The following is an 18,959-nucleotide window of genomic DNA, read 5'->3' on the forward strand; positions in this document are numbered from 1 at the left end:
CCCTAACCTGCTGCTTTGTTTAGCAGCAGGAGACCAGGAGTGATAGACGTGGCAACACTGAGTGTTATCAGACGCTGGGCCCTGCGCGAGCAGATGTCCATCCGCGAGATCTCCCGCCGCACCGGCCTTTCTCGCAACACCATCCGCAAGTACCTGCGCGCAGGCGAGTCCGAACCGCACTACGCCAAGCGGGTTAGCCCCAGCAAGCTCGATCCTTTCGCTGGCAAACTCGCTGGCTGGCTCAAGGCCGAGGCTGGCCGATCACGCAAGCAGCGGCGCACCGTCAAGCAGATGCACGCGGATCTACAGACCCTGGGCTACCCGGGCTCCTACAACCGCGTCGCGGCCTTCGTCCGGCTTTGGCACGAGGAGCGCCTGGTGGCCCAGCAGACTACGGGCCGTGGCACCTTCGTGCCCCTGACCTTCGGCCCAGGTGAGGCCTTTCAGTTTGACTGGAGTGAGGACTGGGCGGTTATTGCCGGAGTGCGCACCAAGCTGCAGGTGGCGCACTTCAAGCTCAGCCACAGCCGGGCGTTCTACCTGCGCGCCTATCTGCTGCAGACCCACGAGATGCTGTTTGACGCGCACAACCACGCCTTTGCGGTGTTCGGTGGCGTGCCGCGCCGGGGTATCTATGACAACATGCGCACCGCTGTGGATCGGGTTCGCAGGGGTAAGGAACGTGATGTCAACGCACGCTTTGCGGCCATGGCCAGCCACTTCTTGTTCGAGGCCGAGTTCTGCAACCCCGCCTCCGGCTGGGAGAAGGGCCAGGTGGAGAAGAATGTGTGTGATGCGCGCCACCGGCTGTGGCAAGTCGTGCCGGCCTTCCCGGCCCTCGACGATCTCAACGTCTGGCTGGAACAACGCTGCCAGGCGCTATGGCGCGAGATTGCGCATGGCAAGCTGCCGGGTACCGTAGCTCACGTCTGGGCCCAGGAGCGGGCCGCCTTGATGCCGGTGCCACGGCCCTTCGATGGCTTTGTGGAACACACCAAGCGGGTCTCGCCCACCTGCCTGATCCACTTCGAGCGCAACCGCTACAGCGTGCCAGCGCCGTAGGCCAATCGGCCTGTGAGCCTGCGGGTCTACGCGGATCGCCTGGTTGTCGCGGCCGAGGGCCAGATCGTCTGTGAGCATCAGCGCCTGATCGAGCGCAACCACCATGGCGCTGGCCAGACCGTCTACGACTGGCGCCACTACCTGGCGGTGCTGCAGCGCAAGCCCGGGGCCCTGCGCAACGGTGCTCCGTTCCTGGAGCTGCCTGGAGCCTTCAAGCGACTGCAGGCTGCACTCGTGAAACAGCCGGGTGGAGATAGGGAGATGGTGGAGGTTATGGCGCTGGTGCTGCACCACGACGAGCAGGCTGTGCTGGCGGCGGTGGAACTGGCCTTGGAGGCCGGAGCCGCCAGCAAGACCCACATCCTGAATGTCTTGCACCGCTTGCTCGATGGCAAGCCGGCCCCGGCGCCTGTCACCTCTCCCCAGGCACTCAAGCTGTCTGTGGAACCCCAGGCCAACGTGCTTCGCTATGACCAACTGAGGGAGGTCCGCTATGCGTCATGACCCTGCCATCGCTTCCATCGTGATCATGCTGCGCGAGCTCAAGATGCACGGCATGGCCCAGGCGGTCACTGAACTGGCCGAGCAAGGTGCTCCCGCTTTCGAGGCAGCCCAGCCGATCCTGTCGCAGTTACTCAAAGCGGAGACCGCCGAGCGAGAAGTGCGCTCGGTGGCCTACCAGTTGAAGGGGGCAAGATTCCCGGCGTATCGGGACCTGGCAGGCTTTGACTTCTCGCACAGCGAAGTGAACGAAGCCCTGGTGCGCCAGTTGCATCGGTGCGCGTTCCTGGAGGATGCCAACAACGTGGTCCTCGTGGGCGGGCCCGGCACTGGCAAGACCCACATTGCCACAGCCCTCGGTGTGCAGGCCATTGAGCACCATCACCGCAGGGTTCGGTTCTTGTCCACGGTGGAGCTGGTCAATGCATTGGAGCAGGAGAAGGCCAACGGCAAGTCCGGACAGTTGGCCCACCGGCTGGCCTATGCCGATCTGGTGATTCTCGATGAGCTGGGTTACCTGCCGTTCAGCGCTTCAGGCGGTGCCTTGCTGTTTCACCTGCTGTCCAAGCTGTACGAGCGCACCAGTGTCGTGATCACCACCAACCTGAGCTTCAGCGAATGGGCCGGCGTGTTCGGGGATGCCAAAATGACCACGGCACTGCTAGACCGGCTCACGCATCACTGCCATATTCTGGAAACCGGTAACGACAGCTTCCGGTTCAAAAACAGCTCTGCACAGCAACCCCCACAGACGACCAAGAAGGAGAAGATACCCAAGAACTTATCCACAACGTGAGCTTCAAGTTCACAAACAAGGGTGGGTCAGATCGAGATGAAAATAGTGGGTCAGGTTTGCATGGAAATCAACATGCAGGCCGATGAAAGCCGGTCAGGGGAACCGGCACAGTGCGCCGGCGGTATGGCGGCCAAGGTAGCCCTTCAGTCCCCAGTTGAATCCGAGATGCCTCACCTGACTGCGGTCGTATTCGGCTGCGTGATCGATGGCTTGCGCTTCATGCCTGCGACTAGCCAGCGCGACGACGCACCGATCCCCAAAGTCGGAAGGATCCTTCGCTCGCTGTTCCGGATTCCGAGACGCGACGTGCAGGCGACGGCGCTCTCGTCGACTCGGAGGTGAGTATCCTCAGGTAGATCCCCGAATGCCCGGCGCTGTCGCCTCTAACGTTTCGAAAAGTGATCTAAGGAAGGTCTGCACAACCCGACTTATGCTCTTGGCCAACTGGCACTGTCTGAAGAGCGTAGTCCCGACCTCGCACTATTCGTGGAGGACGAGCAGGCTCAACTCATTCTCCAATCCCTTCTACGGCAACTGCTCGACTCAGACTTCCAGGGGTTAGCAAAGCCAGCCGTCGCGGTGGTTCCCGTTGGCGCCATCACGTCCGTGATCGCTTTCCTCCCTCGTGCCTCATCGCTGCTGCCGGACAATGTCCGCAAACACGCACTTCTTGACGAAGATGCGTATGGTGAGTTCGTGCAGCCGTTGCAAAACGCTGGCAATCACATTGAACTTGCCAAAATCCAGAGAGTGCAGGCCCAGATTGGCTTTCTGCCATGGACACCCGAAGTCGGGATGTGTCAGCAACTTGCCAGCGATCAAGATAGCGAGCGGCGTCTACGGGAATACTTTGGCGACACCCGCATCAGTTTTAATGCAACCGACTTCTCAAACCTTCCGACGCAAGCTGGGCCTGCTCAACGCCGGGAGGCAAAGTCGTTGATAGCCATACTGACCCAGCACATTTCCGAAGTGGTTCAGCGGACCCCCGAACGTGTCAAGCAGGATTTGGCTGACTACTTCGCGACGGCGTGTCTGTCGGGTCCGCAAGCAGGCAGCATCCGCGCCCTCCTGCTTCCCCTGTTGCGTTGACGCACCGGCAGAACCCATTCCGGCTGGGGTTGCAATAGTCCTGAGCTGTGACTGATTATCTGCCGGACGGATGAAGCAGTGCGGTCCTCGGGGGTAGTCCAGCAATGAACCTTCGTCACTGCAGTGAGGATGTCGTACCTTTTGCCGGCACTAAGCCGCGCAGCTTTGCTCAGGATCGTTGCTATTGGCCGCTTCCGGCCAATCGCGATCGGTTACCACGAACGTTGGCCAACGTCGGTTACAGGCGATGGCCAACGTTGGCGACCACAACCAGACTGTCCGCCACCCGTCTGAACCGGTCTCTCGGGCGAGGAAACTGAGAGACCGGTTCGGCCGACGAGCTGTCATCAGTCGGTCGAGTTGTACGACCGATCGAATCCGAACCAGCCGATGGAGCTTCAGCAAGCCCAGCGAATATTTCGAGTCGAGAGCACCAGCTCGCAGATCCTGGAGCATGCCATGCTGCCATCGGCTCCTTGAGTTCCTGCCAGCAGTGTTTGTACTTTGATTGGTGTCGTGCGTATTTTGTCAAGCAGCGACGGCCAATTCGCCAAAAGTTGCCTTGGCGCACAAATCGGGAATGTACAGTCCTTCATCCAGATCAGGCCAGTACAAATCATGCCCCGCGCCTTCGACCAGGACATTCGCGCGTTGTGTCGGATCAGCTTTCTCGATGGATGCAGGCAAGAGTGCGAAAGGGATGGCGATCTCCGCCCCATTCTCCAGATCGAGCACAAGGCGCTGCTTGCCGCCATCGACATGCACAGCCACGGCACGAGGCTGGATCAAGTCAAGCGCATTCCCGCGCTGCAGCGCGGATTGGATGGATTGCTCAAAAGTTGCCATGTGTTTCTCTCCAGGCATTGCACAAGCGGGTCAACTCGTTCTCGATTTCACGAACCAATCGCCGCAGGATCGCGGCATCCATGCCCCGAGCATGCTCGGGCACGGCAGGGCCGTCAGGGCAGTTCAGCAGGATTTTCGCTCGCCCCGCGCCTGATACCACATGGACATGTGATGGACGGTGATCCTGCGTGTAGATCATGACGCGCCATGCCCCGATGCGCAATACGGTTCCCATAGCGAATTATCCCAGCTTCTTTGCCAGCTTCTCCGCCTCGACGTGCGTGTACCGCTTGAGCATGGACAGACTCTTATGGCCGGTCATGCTGGCCACTTCCATGACGCCCAGACCCTTCTCAAATAACCGGGAAGTGGCCTCATGGCGCAGGTCATGAAAGTGCAGATCGTCAAGGAAGGGATCGGATCGCAGTTGCCCCCACAGCGCCACAGCGCGAGAGTCGGCTTCTCCAACGCAGGCAAATCAACGCACACGTCCAGCAAGCGCTCCAGTTCGACCTGGATGGCCGCAACGTCCATCACGCTGCAGCGGCATGATGATGGGTGAGATCCCCCACACCGGCAAGCAGCCCCTCGATGGAGATGTCTTCATCGAGTTCTTCCCAATGCAAGCCGCGTGTGCTGATGGTGTAGGCGACGCGTTGCGCGGGTGTGGCATGCAACAGGCGCGGGAACCAGGCCAGCGGTACGCCCAGCACGCGGCCATCGGAGAGACCAACCTGCATGCTGTCTTCGTCGAAAGCAATGGACTGCGCCCTAACCAAAGTGTTCATTCCAGGCCCTTTCGATGTCTTCAACGTGGCTCTCGATCACTTCGACAAGTCCACGCAGGGTTTTGGCATCAAAGCCGTCGTTATAGGCCAGGCGCACCGGGTGAATCCAGAACTTGGCATCGATGCAGTCCTTGACGGCGTGAATGTGCACCGGCTCACGCGGGTTGCCCTCGTTCGAGTAGAACAGAAAGCGAAATCCTTGGTGGCGAAAGACGACGGGCATGTCACGATGCTATCCCAACTTCTGCGCCAGCTTTTCCGCCTCGATGTGCGTGTATCGCTTGAGCATGGACAGGCTTTTGTGGCCGGTCATGCTCGCCACTTCCATGACGCCAAGGCCTTTCTCGAACAGGCGGCTTGTCGCCTCATGGCGCAGATCATGGAAGCGCAGATCGGCCAGGAATGCGGGATCGGGCTTTACCCCTTGCGCGGTGCAGTCGGCTTCGTAGAGCTTGCGCGCGCTGGCCTTGCAGCGCGTCCAGGTCTTTTCGAATGAGTCCGATGCAGCCCAACCAAACACCCGGCCATCAATGCGAAGCGGCAGGCTTTGCAGCGCCGCCACCGCTGCACTGGACAGCGCCACGGTGCGGCTCTCGCCGTTCTTGGTGTCCACCAGATGCGCCGTGCGCCGGGCGAGATCGACCCGCGACCATTCCAGGCCGAGCAGTTCGCCCAGGCGCATGCTGGACTCCACCGCCAGCGTTATGACCTGTGGCAGCCCGCCTATGCGGGCCCGAGCAGCCCGAGCAGCACGCAACAGGTAATCTAGCTCACCGGCAGTCAATCGCCGGTCACGCCCTCTTGGCTTGGCTGGCTTGCGAATCCCCCGCACCGGGTTGCCAACGGGCAGTGTAATGCTCAGTTCCTTCTCGGCGAAAGAGAACAGTCCGGACAGCGCGTTGAGATGGTGAATGACAGACTGCGCAGACAGGCCTTCGGCCAGCAGTTCATCACGCCAGGCCGCTACATCGACCGCGCGAATGGCGGACAGGAACAGCGGCCCGAACCGCGACGCCGCCGCCTGCAAGTAGGTCTTGCCGCTATGCGCGCGCTTGCCCGGCAGCACAGTTACCGCGTATCGCTCGGCCACCTGCGCGAGCGTGGTCTTGCCTGCGTCATCCCGCAGCACGGCGGCATTGCCGCGTTGCAATTCGCGCTCGACTTCGCGCGCCCAAACCTGGGCATCGGCCAGAAGGTCAAACGTCCGACTGATCGACGGCATACCCTTACGCCGAATTTGTGCCCGCCACCCGTTTTTGCGCTGCTCAAAGAAAGCCATGATTGTTCGTGCCGATGGAATTTTGACCCACCGTGCCGATTCAATTTTGACCCGGGGTCTAAGGCCGACTGCGTCGCAGTCGGGTGTGGATAAGTCTACGGTTTTTGCGTGGGGTTGGCTCCTGGTGGGTGGGTTTGGATCCTTGGGGCAAGCTGCGTCGGGCGTAGCCCAGAGCGGCTTGCCCCAAGGGCTTGTGGGGGTCAAAGCGGTGTCTCGGGCTCAGCGGGCTGGGGTGCCTGTGCTGTGCCCGAACGCCTTTGCTCCCGCGCCTTGATGCGGGTCTTGGCGGTTTCCGTGCTGTGACGGAAGCGGTAGCTCTCGTTCCCGGTTTCCAGAATGTGGCAGTGGTGTGTGAGCCGGTCGAGCAAGGCGGTGGTCATCTTCGCATCGATGAACACGCTGGACCACTCGCCGAAGGCCAGATTGGTCGTGATCAGCACGCTGGTGTGCTCGTAGAGCTTGGACAGCAGATGGAACAACAAAGCCCCGCCCGCCTGACTGAAGGGCAGATACCCCAGCTCATCGAGAATGACCAAGTCCATACGCAAGAGGCTTGCCGCAATCCGCCCGGCTTTGCCCTGCGCCTTCTCCTGCTCCAGCGCGTTGACCAGATCGACGGTGGAGTAAAACCGCACCCGCTTGCCGTGCTGCGTGATGCCCGCCACGCCGATGGCCGTGCCCAGATGGCTCTTTCCCGTGCCGGGCCCGCCCACCAGCACGACGTTGTGCGCGGCTTCGGTAAAGGCCATGCTGGCGAGTTGCCCCACCAGCGTGCGATCAACCCTTGAGGCATCAAAGTCAAACCCCGCTAGATCGCGGTGCACCGGGAAGCGGGCCGAGAGGATTTGATGGCGTACCGAGCGCACGGCGCGATCTTCCTGCTCGGCCTGCAGCAAATGCTCGACGAGCCACTGCGCGGCATCCAGCCTGGCGTTCGTCCCCAGACCTTGCAAATCGGCCCAGGCGCCGGCCATGCCGTGCAGCCGCAACGCCTTGAGTTCCGCAATGACCTCACGCATGATCTCGCTCCTCGTCAGTCACCCGCAGGCGGTCATAGCGGGCCGTGTCGGCGCGGGGTGGATCGGCCATCGTCAAGGCCGTGGTCACTTGGGCGGGCTGGGGGCCGGTCTGCAAGCGCCCCATCACGTTGACCACATGCTCCACGCTGATGCGCCCGGACGGGGCCGTGGCTTCCAGCACCAGCGCAGCGGCCACCAGGACCGCCTCCAGCCCGGATGCGGGCACCAGCGCCAGCACCTGGGCCATGAGCCGGTCGCCCCCGTCTTGCCGCAGCAGCGCCTGGCGCAGTTGCTGCAAGGGCTGGGGCAGATCGGCAAACGGCGCGCCGTTGCGCAACGCCCCGGGTTTGCGTTGAATCAGCGGCACATAGTGCTGCCAGTCGTAGGTGGTCTGTCCCCGGTTGGCCAGCCGCGCATGGCGGGCCACACACACGCCGTCATGCACCACGACCACCTCGGTGGGATACACCCGGGTGCTCACCCGCCGCCCGGCGAGTTCACAGGGCACGGAGTAACGATTGCCAGCCATGGCCACCAGACAGGTGCTGCTGACCTTGACCGTGTTGTCCACATAGCCGTCGAACGCTGTGGGCATGGGCATGAGGTGCGGCTGCTCGTGCTCGAGCATCTCGGCCACGGTGAACTGGCTGAACTCGGGATGGAAGATCTCCTGCCACAAGCCACGGCAGCGCATGGCCAGCCAGGCATTGAGTTCGGCAAAGGAGCGCCAGGGCGTCGACAGGGCCTCAATCCACACACGTCGCCTGCTGTCCTGGACGTTCTTCTCCACCACCCCCTTCTCCCAACCGGAAGCGACGTTGCAGAAGTCGGGGTCGAACAGGTAGTGGCTGCACATCGCCGCAAAGCGCGCGTTGACGTCGCGCTTCTTGCGCGGGTGCACTTTGTCGACGGCTGTCTTCATGTTGTCATAGATGCCGCGATGCGGCACTCCGCCGAAGGCGGCAAACGCCTGGGTATGGGCGTCAAACAGCATCTCGTGACCTTGGCTGGGATAGGCCCCCAGCCAGAAGGCACGGCTGGCGCACAGCTTGACGTGGGCAACCTGCACGCGGTACGGCACGCCGCCCACCACCATGCTCTCTTCACTCCAGTCGAACTGGAAGGCTTCGCCCAGCGCAAACGTCAAGGGCACGAAGGCGTGCACAGCGCTCGTGCCATCGGCCTGTCGCCAAGCGCGCAGTAAATCGGTGACGCGGCTGTAGGCGCCGTCATAGCCTTGTCGCTTCAACTCGGCATGCAATGCCCTGGCCGTGCGCCGCTGCGCTTTAGGACGCTGCGCATCAATGGCCACGGCCTGCCGGAGCCACTCCACATAGGGCGCGAGCTTGCGCGAGGGTTGTGTTCGCCGCGCCGCGTACCGCGGTACGACATCGCCCGGCTGGCGTAGCCAGGTACGCACCGTGTTGCGCGACAGCCCCGTACTGCGGGCAATCTCTCGAACGGATTTGTTCTGGCGGAAATGCATCCGCCGGATCTTGCCAATCATGTCCATGGTGATCACTCCTGCTCCCCGTGCCTAAAAAAGCAGCAGGGTAGGTGGAACACCCGGGTCAATTTTGCGTCGGCATAACCTTCAAAAGTGGGTCAATTTTCGTTCGGCACGAACAAGCCATGATTCCCCCTAGATTCCCCCAAATACAGAGTCGAATCTGTAGCTGATCAAGCATTCATGCGGGTTACAGAGGTTTTTATTTTCGCCTTGTAAGCGGTAGGTCATCCGTTCGATTCGGATAGTCGGCGCCAATCTCAATCTCCGTTTGGGATTCCATGCCACGCTGCCTAATGCAGGGCAGTGCGCATGCACGCCTAATTCCAGCATGAACAAGTCGGATAAAAAATTATCTGGACAACTCGTCTCAATTTGTATCAAATGGTGACTGAGCCTTTACTGGCTCTTTCAGGGAGTGTGCAATTCACCCAGGTCGACATCGGCCTGGGTTTTTTTTCGCCTCCGTTTTTCGTCTCTCTCTTTTTCTCTCATCTCTTCCTCACCTGAACCGCCCATGCCTGCCGCAGGGGGCAAATGCTGTTAGCGACTCTGAGAGACAATAGATTTATCTCGGTTCGGTATCTGCTCATGCCCTCTCCCACCCCTCGCACCGATTGGCCTCAGGCCATCGTTCTGCACAAGTTATCTCGCGTGCTCGAACTCACCTATGCCGACGGAACCCAATACCTGCTGCCGTTTGAGTTGATGCGGGTCTTTTCGCCGTCTGCCGAGGTGCGCGGGCACGGGCCTGGGCAGGAAACCTTGCAGACTGGCAAGCGTCTCGTCGAGATCGATAGTGTGATGCAGGTCGGGAACTACGCCATCCAGCCGCACTTCTCGGACGGCCATGACAGCGGCATCTACAGTTGGGACTATTTGCATTTCCTGGGGCAAAACCAGGAGTCGCTCTGGGCCGACTATCTGAACCGCCTACAGGCTGCCGGTGCCGACCGCGACGCGCCCATGCCCGAGGCTACGTCCAACGCACACCACTGCTCGTCTCACTGAGCCTTACTGACCCTCGCATTGAGCTTCCCATGTCCGATACCCAATCCACCTCTACCACCCATTTCGGCTACCAGCAGGTTGCCGAAGATGAAAAAGCTGCGCGCGTGCGGGGTGTGTTCGATTCGGTCGCGTCGCGCTATGACGTGATGAACGATTTGATGAGTGGCGGCCTGCACCGCGTCTGGAAGGCGTTCACCATTGCCCTCTCGGGTGTGCGCCCAGGTCAGCGCGTGCTGGATGTCGCTGCGGGAACCGGCGATCTGTCGCGCGCTTTCGCCCGCAAGGTCGGGCCCACTGGCCTGGTGGTGATGAGCGACATCAATGGCTCCATGCTGCGGGCGGGCCGAGACCGGCTCATCGACTCTGGCGTGCTGGTGCCGACGCTCTTGTGCGATGCCGAAAAGCTGCCCTTCCCGGACGAGCAATTCGATCTGGTGAGCGTGGCATTCGGCCTGCGCAACATGACCCACAAAGATGCGGCGCTGCGCGAGATGCAACGTGTGCTCAAGCCGGGCGGCAAATTGCTCGTGCTGGAGTTTTCCAAGCCCTGGGCGCCGTTGCGCGGGGCCTACGACCTCTACTCGTTCCAGGTTTTGCCGCGCCTGGGCAAGATGGTTGCGGGCGACCCGCAGAGCTACCAATACCTGGCCGAATCCATCCGCATGCACCCGGATCAGGAAACCCTCGCTGGCATGATGCGTGAAGCGGGTTTCGGTCATGTCGATTGGCACAACCTGACAGCTGGCGTCGTTGCGCTACATATCGGGCAGAAATTTTGAGCTGACGCAATGCAAAACGCGCGCATTGAACTTTTCCACCGATCTGGTAACAAAATGTCACTTCTTCTCGACTTTCTGGAAATTGCATGAAAACGACTGGTTTGCTTCGCACCCTTCTGACCTTCGGCCTGACGTTGACTCTCGCTCTGGGTCTCGCGCTGAGCGCTGTCGATGCGCATGCCAAACGTATGGGCGGCGGCAAGAGCATGGGGCGGCAAAGCAATGCCGTTACGCAGCGCGAAGCGGCACCGCCGCAACAAGCCGCGCCCGCCGCCACACGTCAGCAGGCCGCGGCCACACCGCCCGCCAAGCAGCCCAGCCGCTGGGGCGGCATTCTGGGGGGTCTGGCTGCCGGTCTGGGTCTTGCCGCGCTGTTCCACGCACTCGGCTTCGGCGGCGCGCTGGGCTCCTTCCTCGGCTCGGCGCTGATGATCGGTCTGCTCGCGCTGGCCGCGTTCTGGATTTTCAATCTGCTGCGTCGCAAGTCCAGCACTGACAAGTCCGCCCAGCCCATGCAATATGCAGGCGCTTCGCAGGGCTATGCGCAGGCTCCGCTGGGCGTCGAAACGCATATGCCGGCGCAGTGGACGCCTGGTGCCGGTTCGCAAACCGCAAGTGGGGCGGGCATTCCGGCCGATTTTGATCGCGACGGGTTTCTGGCGAGCGCCAAGCAGCACTACATCCGCTTGCAGCAAGCCTGGGATGCGGCTGATCTGAACAGCCTGAAAACCTTCGCCACCGCCGAGATGTACGACGCCCTGGCTGCCGATCTGCAACAACGCGGCATGACACCTAACAAGACGGAAATCGTGACCCTCGAAGCCTCGCTGCTCGCGTTGGAAGAAACCCCGACTGAATACGTTGCCAGTGTCGAGTTCTCCGGTCTGGTGCGCGAAGAAACCTGGGGTGGCGCGAGCCCGGTGCGCGAGGTGTGGAACCTGGTGAAACCTCGCGATGGCTCCAGCGGTTGGCAACTGGCCGGTATTCAGCAGTTGAATTGACGCACCGAATCTACCCTGCTGCGCTTTCACTCTACGCCGCAGCCGCGCAAGCGCTGCGGCGTTTTTCATGCAGCGCTTGCGCGACCAAACCTCTCAACGGAGGTAGGCTCCTAGAATGCGTCATTAAACGCCATTCCTCATGCGCATTCCCGACTTTCAGCCCTTGATTCCCGATCGCACTTCGCTGGTGCGCAGACTGCAATACTTGGTCTTGCCAGCGCTCAATCATCTGCTCGCATCCGACCCACGCGCTCAGGGCAAGCTTGGCGCCCATGCAGGCAAGACGGTGGTATTCACTGCTCTGGGTATTGATTTGCCTTGGGAGATCGAACCGCAAGGCTTGCTGCGCACTGCAACTTCTACAGCGCTCGGTAATGATGAGGCCGACCTGCACGTCACCCTCGATGTGGATGCCTTGCGTGAGGCCATCGCCAAGCGCGCGCCGCTGAATTTGACGGGCGCCCGCATCACCGGGGACGCCGAGCTGGCCCAGACGCTGTCATGGCTGATGGCGCATGTGCGCTGGGATGCTGAAGACGATCTCGCGCAACTCGTCGGCGATATTCCTGCGCACCGCATTTCCCGGGCCGGGCAAAAGCTGGCGGCACAGGGACAGCAAGCCTGGATGCGTACCCACGACGATGCGCGCGACTGGTTTGCCGCGACCCCGCGTGCTTTGGTCAGCCGCGGCGAATTGGCGCAAATGCAAGAACAAGTGCGCGAATTGCGCGATCAAGCCGCACGGCTGGAAAAGCGTCTTGCCCTGTTGCGCAAGCAATCGAGCGCCCGCGAGAACTGAACGACCGATGCGCCGCCTGCTCCGCCTGCTGAAGATTGTTTCCGTCATCCTGCGCCACGGCCTGGATGAAATGGCGCTGTCGAGCTTTCGCCATCCCTGGCTGCGCCGGCTCTCCCGGGTGCTCAGCTTCGGGCGTCCGCTCAATCGTCCACGCGGCGAGCGTTTGCGTCTGGCGCTGGAGAGTCTGGGGCCGATTTTTGTCAAATTCGGCCAAGTGCTTTCAACCCGCCGCGACCTGTTGCCGCCCGACATCGCCGACGAACTCGCCAAGCTTCAGGACAACGTGCCCCCGTTCGACTCCGAGGTCGCCGTGGCCATCATCGAGCGTTCGTTCGGTAGACCCATCGAAACCTTGTTCGCTACCTTCGAGCGCAAGCCGGTGGCCAGCGCCTCGATCGCACAGGTGCATTTCGCCACCTTGCCCTTGCAACAGGGCGGCGCCGAGGTGGCGGTCAAGGTGCTGCGTCCGGGCATGCACAAAGTCATCGATGAAGACCTCGCGCTGATGCACACCATGGCTGCCTGGGTAGACCGGCTGTGGAGTGAGGGCAAGCGACTGAAACCGCGTGAAGTGGTGGCCGAATTCGACAAATACCTGCACGACGAGCTCGACCTGGTCCGCGAGGCGGCCAACGGCACGCAACTGCGGCGCAATATGGCCTCGCTCGACCTGCTGCTGATTCCCGAGATGCACTGGGAGCTGTGCCGCAGCGACGTGATCGTGATGCAGCGCATGTACGGCGTGCCGATCGGCCGTGTCGACGCGCTGCGTGCTGCCGGTGTCGACTTCAAGCAACTGGCCAAGGCCGGGGTGGATATCTTTTTCACCCAGGTGTTCCGCGACGGGTTCTTTCATGCCGACATGCACCCGGGCAACATCATGGTCAGCCTGCAGCCCGAGACGTTCGGCCGCTATATCGCGCTGGACTTCGGCATTGTCGGCACCCTGTCCGACTTCGATAAAGACTATCTGGCGCAGAACTTCATTGCCTTTTTCCGCCGCGATTACAAGCGCGTAGCCGAACTGCATGTGGAGTCGGGCTGGGTGCCGGCCGATGCCCGCATCGACGAACTCGAAGCGGCGGTGCGCAGCGTTTGCGAGCCGCAGTTCGCCCGCCCGCTGAAAGACATTTCGCTCGGCCAGGTGCTGTTGCGGCTGTTTCAGGTTTCGCGCCGCTTCAAGGTGGAAATCCAGCCCCAGCTCGTGCTGCTGCAAAAAACCCTGTTGAACGTCGAAGGGCTGGGTCGCCAGCTCGACCCCGATCTCGATCTCTGGACGACAGCACAGCCCTTTCTCGAAAAATGGATGAAAAGCCAGGTGGGCTGGCCTGCCTTCCGCGACAAGCTCAAGAACGAATCGACCCGCTACGCACAATACCTGCCGGAAATCCCTCGTCTGCTGCATCAGGCCCTGCTGGCGCAGGAAAAGCGCGACGACCCCGTGCTGCGCGAGCTGCTGCAGGAACAGCGGCGGACTAATGCCCTGCTGCAGACGTTGATGGCGTTTGTCGTCGGCTTCATCGTGGCCGTACTGCTGCTCGCCGCGGTGGACAGCCACTGGCTGCAGCTACTGTTTTAAAGCTCTTCTGCCATGCTCATGCCACAACGCACATTACCCGACGGTAGCGCCATCCCCGCACTGGGTCTGGGCACTTGGCGTATGGGCGAACGCGCCGAGGCGCGTGCCGCTGAAATCCTTGCGGTACGCGAAGCGCTGCGCATGGGATACCGCCTGATCGACACCGCCGAGATGTACGGAGAAGGCGGCGCCGAGAGCATGCTGGGCGAAGCGCTGCGACAGGCGTTTGCCGCAGGCGAGGCGCAACGCGAAGACCTCACCATCGTCAGCAAGGTGTACCCGCATCATGCCAGCACCCGCGGGGTGGTCGAAGCCTGCGAACGCAGCCTGCAGCGCTTGAAGCTCGACCGCATCGATCTGTACCTGCTGCATTGGCGCGGCGAGTACGCGCTGGCGGAAACGCTGGCCGGGTTTGCCCAGCTCCAGAGCCGCGGCTTGATCCTTCACTGGGGCGTGAGCAATTTCGATGTGGCTGATCTGGAAGAGCTGTTCGCGCTGCCAGGCGGATCCGCCTGTGCCACCAATCAGGTCTATTACAGCCTGGGCGCTCGGGGCGTGGAATTCGATCTGCTGCCCTGGCAGGCGCGCCACCGGCTGCCGCTCATGGCCTACAGCCCTATTGATCAAGGCGCGCTCGGCGGCCACACCCCGCGTTGCAGACGATCGGCCAGCGGCTCGGCGTCAGCGCGGCTCAGGTGGCGCTGGCCTGGGTGCTGCGCCAGCCCGAGGTCATTGCCATCCCCAAGGCCGTGCGTACCGCGCACCTGCAAGACAATCTGGCCGCCGCCGAGTTGCGACTCTCGGCAAGCGATCTGCAAGCGTTGGACGCCGCCTTTGCCCCGCCGGGCCATAAACAGCCTCTGGCGATGATTTGACCGCTAGGTTTGAGCTGTATGCTTGCCGCGCCTGCCGCGTCTGGGCACAATGCTTTCGTCTCCTGCAATCAACTACATCATGTCTGATATACAAATCCGCGACACCCTGCAGCGCCTGCACACCGTGCTGCAATCGCAGCCCGCCATCGACCCCGAGCTCAAGAGCCTGCTGCAGACCCTGGATCGCGACATTCAGGCCGCACTCGAACGCAAGCAGACTGAATCGGCTCCCGCGCCGAACGACGATCTCGCGGAACAAGCGCAAACCCTGGCCACCCGTTTCGCCGCCGAGCACCCGAATGTCGATCTGGTCCTGCGCGAACTGCGCAGCCTGCTGCTCGGCCTAGGGCTGTAAAGACTCGCACCCGCCGCCGGGCTGAGTCTTTGCACGGCGTTTTTGAGAAAACGCAGAGGCGAGCGGGCCGGAGTGAAGTCCCCCGACAAGCGGCCTTTTTGATGCGCCGCGACAATGGTGTATTCGCAAAATTCACCATGTCTGCAAACGTCTCCGTCGTCGCCCCCCAACTCGCCGCACATCCGTCCCTATCGCGCCACTTCATTGCTTATATGGCGGTGGCCTGTGGGGTGTCGGTCGCCAATATCTACTACGCCCAGCCGCTGCTGGAGCAGTTCGCGCGGCAGTTTCACACCACCGTGGCTGGTGTGGCGGCCGTGCCCTCGGCCACGCAGATCGGCTACGCCGCGGGGCTGATGTTCCTCGGCCCGCTGGGCGACCGGCATGCGCGGCACCGGGTGATTCTCATCATGGCCGCGCTGCTCGTGCCCGCGCTGATCGGCGCTGCGCTGGCGCCCAGCGTGCTGCTGCTCGCCACCGCCTCGTTCGCCATCGGCATGCTATCCAGCATTGCGCAGCAGATCATTCCCATGGTGGCGCACCTCGCGCCGCCGCAGGCGCGCGGCAAGGCCATCGGCCTGGTGATGAGCGGTCTGCTCGTGGGCATTCTGGGGGGTCGGGTGCTGGCCGGCGGCATTGCGGCGCTGCTGAACTGGCAAGCGGTGTTCGCCTTCGCCACGCTGGTGAACATTGGCATGTGGATCATGCTCTGGCGCGTGCTGCCGCGTCTGCCGGTTGATGCCCACGCCACAGACCAGAGCTATGCCGCCCTGCTCGGCTCCACCCTGAAGCAGTTCGCCCTGCATCGCGATCTGCGCTTTGCCGGTATCACCGGCGGGCTGTTTTTCGCCAGCTTCAGCGTGTTCTGGGTGGGTCTCACGCCGCTGCTGCAGAGCCCGGCCTATGGCTTCGGCCCGGCGGTGGTGGGCGCCTTCGGCATTCTGGGCATCATGGGCGCGACGGTGGCGCCGATCTCCGGTCGCTATTCCGACAAGCCGGGCGGGCCGCGCCGCGTGCTGTTTATCGCGCTGGCGCTCACCGTGCTGTCGTGGGCCTTGTTCGCGCCGGGCACGCACGGGCTGTGGTGGCTGATCGCCGGGGTGCTGGTGCTCGACGCCGGGGTGCAGGGTTCGCAGATCGCCAACCAGACCCGCATCTATGCCCTGGACGCCGCCGCGCGCAGCCGCATCAACGCCGTGTACATGACGCTGTATTTCATCGGTGGCTCGGTGGGTTCATTCGTCGCCAGCCATGCGTGGACGGCGGGGGGCTGGCCCGCCGTGACGCTGGCGGGCGCAGGCTTCGCACTGGCGGCGTTGCTGCTGCACGCCGCCAGTGGAAACCGGCGCGGCTTAACCTCAAACGCTTAACGTCCGAGATCGTCGAGCACGGCCAGCGTGGCTTCGGCCTGGTTCAGGGTGTAGAAATGCAGCCCTGGCGCGCCGCTGGCGATGAGTTCTTCGCACAGGCTGCTGACCACCTCGCGGCCGAAGGCGCGGATACTCTCGCGGTCGTCGCCGTAGCTCTGCAGGCGCAGTCTGATCCAGCGTGGAATCTCGGCGCCGCACACTTCAGAGAAGCGCAGCAGCTGGCTGGAATTGGTGATGGGCATGATGCCCGGCACCACGGGCACGTCGAGGCCGAGCGCGCGCACGTCGTCGACAAAACGGCGATAGGCCGCAGCGCTGTAGAAGTACTGCGTGATGGCCGAGTTCGCCCCGGCGCGTACCTTGTCGGCGAAATGCTGCAGATCATCGAGCGGGCTTTTGGCCTGCGGATGCATCTCGGGATAGGCGGCCACTTCGATGTGAAACGCGCTGCCCATTTCGTCGCGGATGAACGCCACCAGATCGCGAGCATGGTGGAACTCGCCGCCGATGCCGTAGCCCGAAGGCAGGTCGCCACGCAACGCCACGAGACGTTTGACGCCCGCGGCCTGAAAGTCGCGCAGATGCCCGCGCACCGAATCACGGCTGGCACCGATGCACGACAGATGGGGCGCGGCGTCCACGCCTTCGGCGAGGATGTCGCGCACCGTCTGCAGCGTGCCTTCCTGCGTGGAGCCGCCGGCGCCGAAGGTCACGGAACAGAACTCGGGCTGACGTGCGTACAGACGTTGCCGCACCGCCCGGAGTTTGTCCGCACCCTCGGGCGTCTTGGGCGGGAAGAACTCGAAGCTCAGATTGACCCGAGGAGAAACCGATTGTGCGGAAGCCATGCGCATCAGTACCGGTAGTGGGCCGGCTTGTACGGACCGTCTTTGGGCACATTGATGTAAGCGGCCTGCTGGTCGCTCAGCGTGGTGAGCTGCACATTGAGGGTGCTGAGCTGCAGACGCGCGACATGCTCGTCGAGGTGCTTGGGCAAGGTGTAGACGCCCACAGGGTATTCGCCGGTCTTGGTGAACAGCTCGATCTGCGCCAGGGTCTGGTTGGCGAAGCTGGAGCTCATAACGTAGCTCGGATGGCCGGTGCCACAGCCCAGATTCACCAGACGGCCCTTGGCCAGCAGGATGATGCGTTTTCCGTCCGGGAAGATGATGTGATCGACCTGCGGCTTGATCTCTTCCCACTGGTACTTCTCGATGCCCGCGACGTCGATCTCGTTGTCGAAGTGACCGATATTGCAGACGATGGCCTGGTTCTTCATGCGGGCCATGTGATCGTGGGTGATGACGTGATAGTTGCCGGTGGCGGTGACGAAAATGTCGGCCTTGTCGGCGGCATAGTCCATGGTCACCACGCGGTAGCCTTCCATTGCGGCTTGCAGGGCGCAGATCGGGTCGATCTCGGTCACCCACACCTGGGCCGACAGCGCGCGCAGCGCCTGTGCTGAGCCCTTGCCCACGTCGCCATAACCGGCGACCACGGCGATCTTGCCGGCGACCATTACATCGGTGGCGCGCTTGATACCGTCCACCAGACTTTCGCGGCAGCCATAGAGGTTGTCGAACTTGCTCTTGGTCACGCTGTCGTTGACGTTGATCGCGGGAAACTTCAGCTCGCCGCGCTGGTGCATCTGGTAGAGACGATGCACGCCGGTCGTCGTTTCCTCGGTCACACCCTTGATCTGCGCCAGGCGGGTGGAATACCACTTGCCGTCCCTCGCCAGCTTGGCCTTGATGGCGGCAAACAGCACGCGCTCTTCTTCGCTGGTGGGATGGTTGAGCACGGCAGCGTCGGTCTCGGCGCGTGCGCCCAGATGCAGCAGCAGGGTGGCATCGCCGCCGTCGTCCAAAATCATGTTGGAGTAGCCGCCATCGGTCCACTCGAAAATGCGGTGGGTGTATTCCCAATAGTCTTCGAGCGACTCGCCCTTCACCGCGAACACCGGCGTGCCGTTGGCGGCAATGGCCGCGGCGGCATGGTCTTGGGTGGAAAAAATATTGCACGACGCCCAGCGCACCTGCGCCCCCAGCGCCTGCAGGGTTTCAATCAGCACGGCCGTCTGGATGGTCATGTGCAGACTGCCGGTGATGCGCGCGCCGCGCAGCGGCTGGCGGGCGGCGTATTCCTCGCGGATGGCCATGAGCGCGGGCATCTCGCTCTCGGCAATGGCGATCTCGCGACGGCCCCAGTCGGCCAGGCCGATGTCGGCAATTACATAATCAGGGGAAATTTTCATATCGACCACAGCGTTCATACAAACTCCGAACAAAGTGGCCGGGAAC

General features: G+C 62.3%; 18 protein-coding genes and 3 pseudogenes. 11 read left to right on the forward strand and 10 right to left on the reverse strand.

Features of this window, described 5'->3' with window-relative positions:
- Positions 1 to 39: 39 nt before the first annotated feature.
- The 3 genes and pseudogenes from istA (THI_RS11630) (at position 40) to THI_RS11645 (ending at position 3,451) form a co-directional block, all read left to right on the forward strand.
- Positions 40 to 1,566 (forward strand): annotated as a pseudogene (gene istA / locus THI_RS11630) (IS21-like element ISThsp10 family transposase).
- Positions 1,556 to 2,359 (forward strand): IS21-like element ISThsp10 family helper ATPase IstB, encoded by an 804-nt coding sequence (gene istB, locus THI_RS11635; protein WP_013104582.1) that lies wholly within the window; start codon positions 1,556 to 1,558, stop codon positions 2,357 to 2,359. Before istA (THI_RS11630) ends, istB (THI_RS11635) begins: the two are co-directional and overlap by 11 nt.
- A 486-nt stretch (positions 2,360 to 2,845) precedes the next feature.
- Positions 2,846 to 3,451 (forward strand): hypothetical protein, encoded by a 606-nt coding sequence (locus tag THI_RS11645; protein ID WP_013106451.1) that lies wholly within the window; start codon positions 2,846 to 2,848, stop codon positions 3,449 to 3,451.
- Positions 3,452 to 3,979: 528 nt separating this feature from the next.
- On the opposite strand, the gene THI_RS11650 is transcribed toward THI_RS11645, so the two are convergent.
- From THI_RS11650 to istA (THI_RS11680), 8 genes and pseudogenes are all read right to left on the reverse strand, one after another.
- A complete protein-coding gene (locus THI_RS11650) occupies positions 3,980 to 4,297 on the reverse strand; it encodes a DUF2442 domain-containing protein (protein WP_013106452.1) in 318 nt (105 codons plus the stop codon).
- Complete coding sequence (locus THI_RS18500) at positions 4,284 to 4,532, reverse strand: DUF4160 domain-containing protein (RefSeq protein ID WP_013106453.1); 249 nt, start codon at positions 4,530 to 4,532, stop codon at positions 4,284 to 4,286. Before THI_RS18500 ends, THI_RS11650 begins: the two co-directional genes overlap by 14 nt.
- 6 nt (positions 4,533 to 4,538) lie before the next feature.
- Positions 4,539 to 4,706 (reverse strand): annotated as a pseudogene (locus THI_RS11655) (tyrosine-type recombinase/integrase); the annotation flags it as partial.
- A 124-nt stretch (positions 4,707 to 4,830) separates the two neighbouring features.
- On the reverse strand, positions 4,831 to 5,085 hold the full coding sequence (locus THI_RS11660; protein ID WP_013106454.1) for a DUF2442 domain-containing protein: 255 nt from the start codon (positions 5,083 to 5,085) through the stop codon (positions 4,831 to 4,833).
- The gene (locus THI_RS11665; RefSeq protein ID WP_013106455.1) at positions 5,069 to 5,308 is read right to left on the reverse strand and encodes a DUF4160 domain-containing protein; all 240 of its coding nucleotides are present in this window, start codon (positions 5,306 to 5,308) and stop codon (positions 5,069 to 5,071) included. Before THI_RS11665 ends, THI_RS11660 begins: the two co-directional genes overlap by 17 nt.
- A 9-nt stretch (positions 5,309 to 5,317) precedes the next feature.
- The gene (locus tag THI_RS11670; RefSeq protein ID WP_013106456.1) at positions 5,318 to 6,364 is read right to left on the reverse strand and encodes a tyrosine-type recombinase/integrase; all 1,047 of its coding nucleotides are present in this window, start codon (positions 6,362 to 6,364) and stop codon (positions 5,318 to 5,320) included.
- A gap of 200 nt (positions 6,365 to 6,564) precedes the next feature.
- Positions 6,565 to 7,383, reverse strand: coding sequence for an IS21-like element ISThsp2 family helper ATPase IstB (gene istB, locus THI_RS11675; protein WP_013104225.1), 819 nt, complete (start codon positions 7,381 to 7,383; stop codon positions 6,565 to 6,567).
- A complete protein-coding gene (gene istA / locus THI_RS11680; protein WP_013104226.1) occupies positions 7,376 to 8,896 on the reverse strand; it encodes an IS21-like element ISThsp2 family transposase in 1,521 nt (506 codons plus the stop codon). Before istA (THI_RS11680) ends, istB (THI_RS11675) begins: the two co-directional genes overlap by 8 nt.
- A gap of 585 nt (positions 8,897 to 9,481) precedes the next feature.
- Between istA (THI_RS11680) and THI_RS11685 the strand changes: the two genes are divergently transcribed.
- The 8 genes and pseudogenes from THI_RS11685 to THI_RS11720 all read left to right on the forward strand — a co-directional run bounded on the left by THI_RS11685 (position 9,482) and on the right by THI_RS11720 (position 16,659).
- Positions 9,482 to 9,901, forward strand: coding sequence for a gamma-butyrobetaine hydroxylase family protein (locus THI_RS11685; RefSeq protein ID WP_013106458.1), 420 nt, complete (start codon positions 9,482 to 9,484; stop codon positions 9,899 to 9,901).
- Between the two features lie 29 nt (positions 9,902 to 9,930).
- Positions 9,931 to 10,680, forward strand: a complete 750-nt coding sequence (gene ubiE / locus THI_RS11690; RefSeq protein ID WP_013106459.1) for a bifunctional demethylmenaquinone methyltransferase/2-methoxy-6-polyprenyl-1,4-benzoquinol methylase UbiE — start codon at positions 9,931 to 9,933, stop codon at positions 10,678 to 10,680.
- A gap of 86 nt (positions 10,681 to 10,766) precedes the next feature.
- Positions 10,767 to 11,681 carry a Tim44 domain-containing protein gene (locus tag THI_RS11695; protein WP_013106460.1) on the forward strand — a complete coding sequence of 305 codons (915 nt, stop codon included), beginning with the start codon at positions 10,767 to 10,769 and terminating at the stop codon, positions 11,679 to 11,681.
- A 139-nt stretch (positions 11,682 to 11,820) separates the two neighbouring features.
- Positions 11,821 to 12,480 (forward strand): ubiquinone biosynthesis accessory factor UbiJ, encoded by a 660-nt coding sequence (locus THI_RS11700; RefSeq protein ID WP_013106461.1) that lies wholly within the window; start codon positions 11,821 to 11,823, stop codon positions 12,478 to 12,480.
- A 7-nt stretch (positions 12,481 to 12,487) separates the two neighbouring features.
- A complete protein-coding gene (ubiB, locus tag THI_RS11705) occupies positions 12,488 to 14,059 on the forward strand; it encodes a ubiquinone biosynthesis regulatory protein kinase UbiB (RefSeq protein WP_013106462.1) in 1,572 nt (523 codons plus the stop codon).
- Positions 14,060 to 14,071: 12 nt separating this feature from the next.
- Positions 14,072 to 14,934: pseudogene (locus tag THI_RS11710) on the forward strand (aldo/keto reductase).
- Between the two features lie 79 nt (positions 14,935 to 15,013).
- On the forward strand, positions 15,014 to 15,289 hold the full coding sequence (locus THI_RS11715; RefSeq protein ID WP_041609271.1) for a DUF4404 family protein: 276 nt from the start codon (positions 15,014 to 15,016) through the stop codon (positions 15,287 to 15,289).
- Between the two features lie 137 nt (positions 15,290 to 15,426).
- A complete protein-coding gene (locus THI_RS11720; protein WP_013106465.1) occupies positions 15,427 to 16,659 on the forward strand; it encodes an MFS transporter in 1,233 nt (410 codons plus the stop codon).
- Here the strand turns inward: THI_RS11720 and metF are convergent.
- Positions 16,656 to 17,507, reverse strand: a complete 852-nt coding sequence (metF, locus tag THI_RS11725) for a methylenetetrahydrofolate reductase [NAD(P)H] (RefSeq protein WP_013106466.1) — start codon at positions 17,505 to 17,507, stop codon at positions 16,656 to 16,658. The two genes, THI_RS11720 and metF, sit on opposite strands and share 4 nt — an antisense overlap.
- 5 nt (positions 17,508 to 17,512) lie before the next feature.
- Positions 17,513 to 18,931: an adenosylhomocysteinase gene (ahcY, locus tag THI_RS11730; protein ID WP_013106467.1), complete on the reverse strand. Its 1,419-nt coding sequence runs from the start codon at positions 18,929 to 18,931 to the stop codon at positions 17,513 to 17,515.
- Positions 18,932 to 18,959: the final 28 nt, after the last annotated feature.

This window comes from Thiomonas arsenitoxydans (genome assembly GCF_000253115.1).
Taxonomy (GTDB): domain Bacteria; phylum Pseudomonadota; class Gammaproteobacteria; order Burkholderiales; family Burkholderiaceae_C; genus Thiomonas; species Thiomonas arsenitoxydans.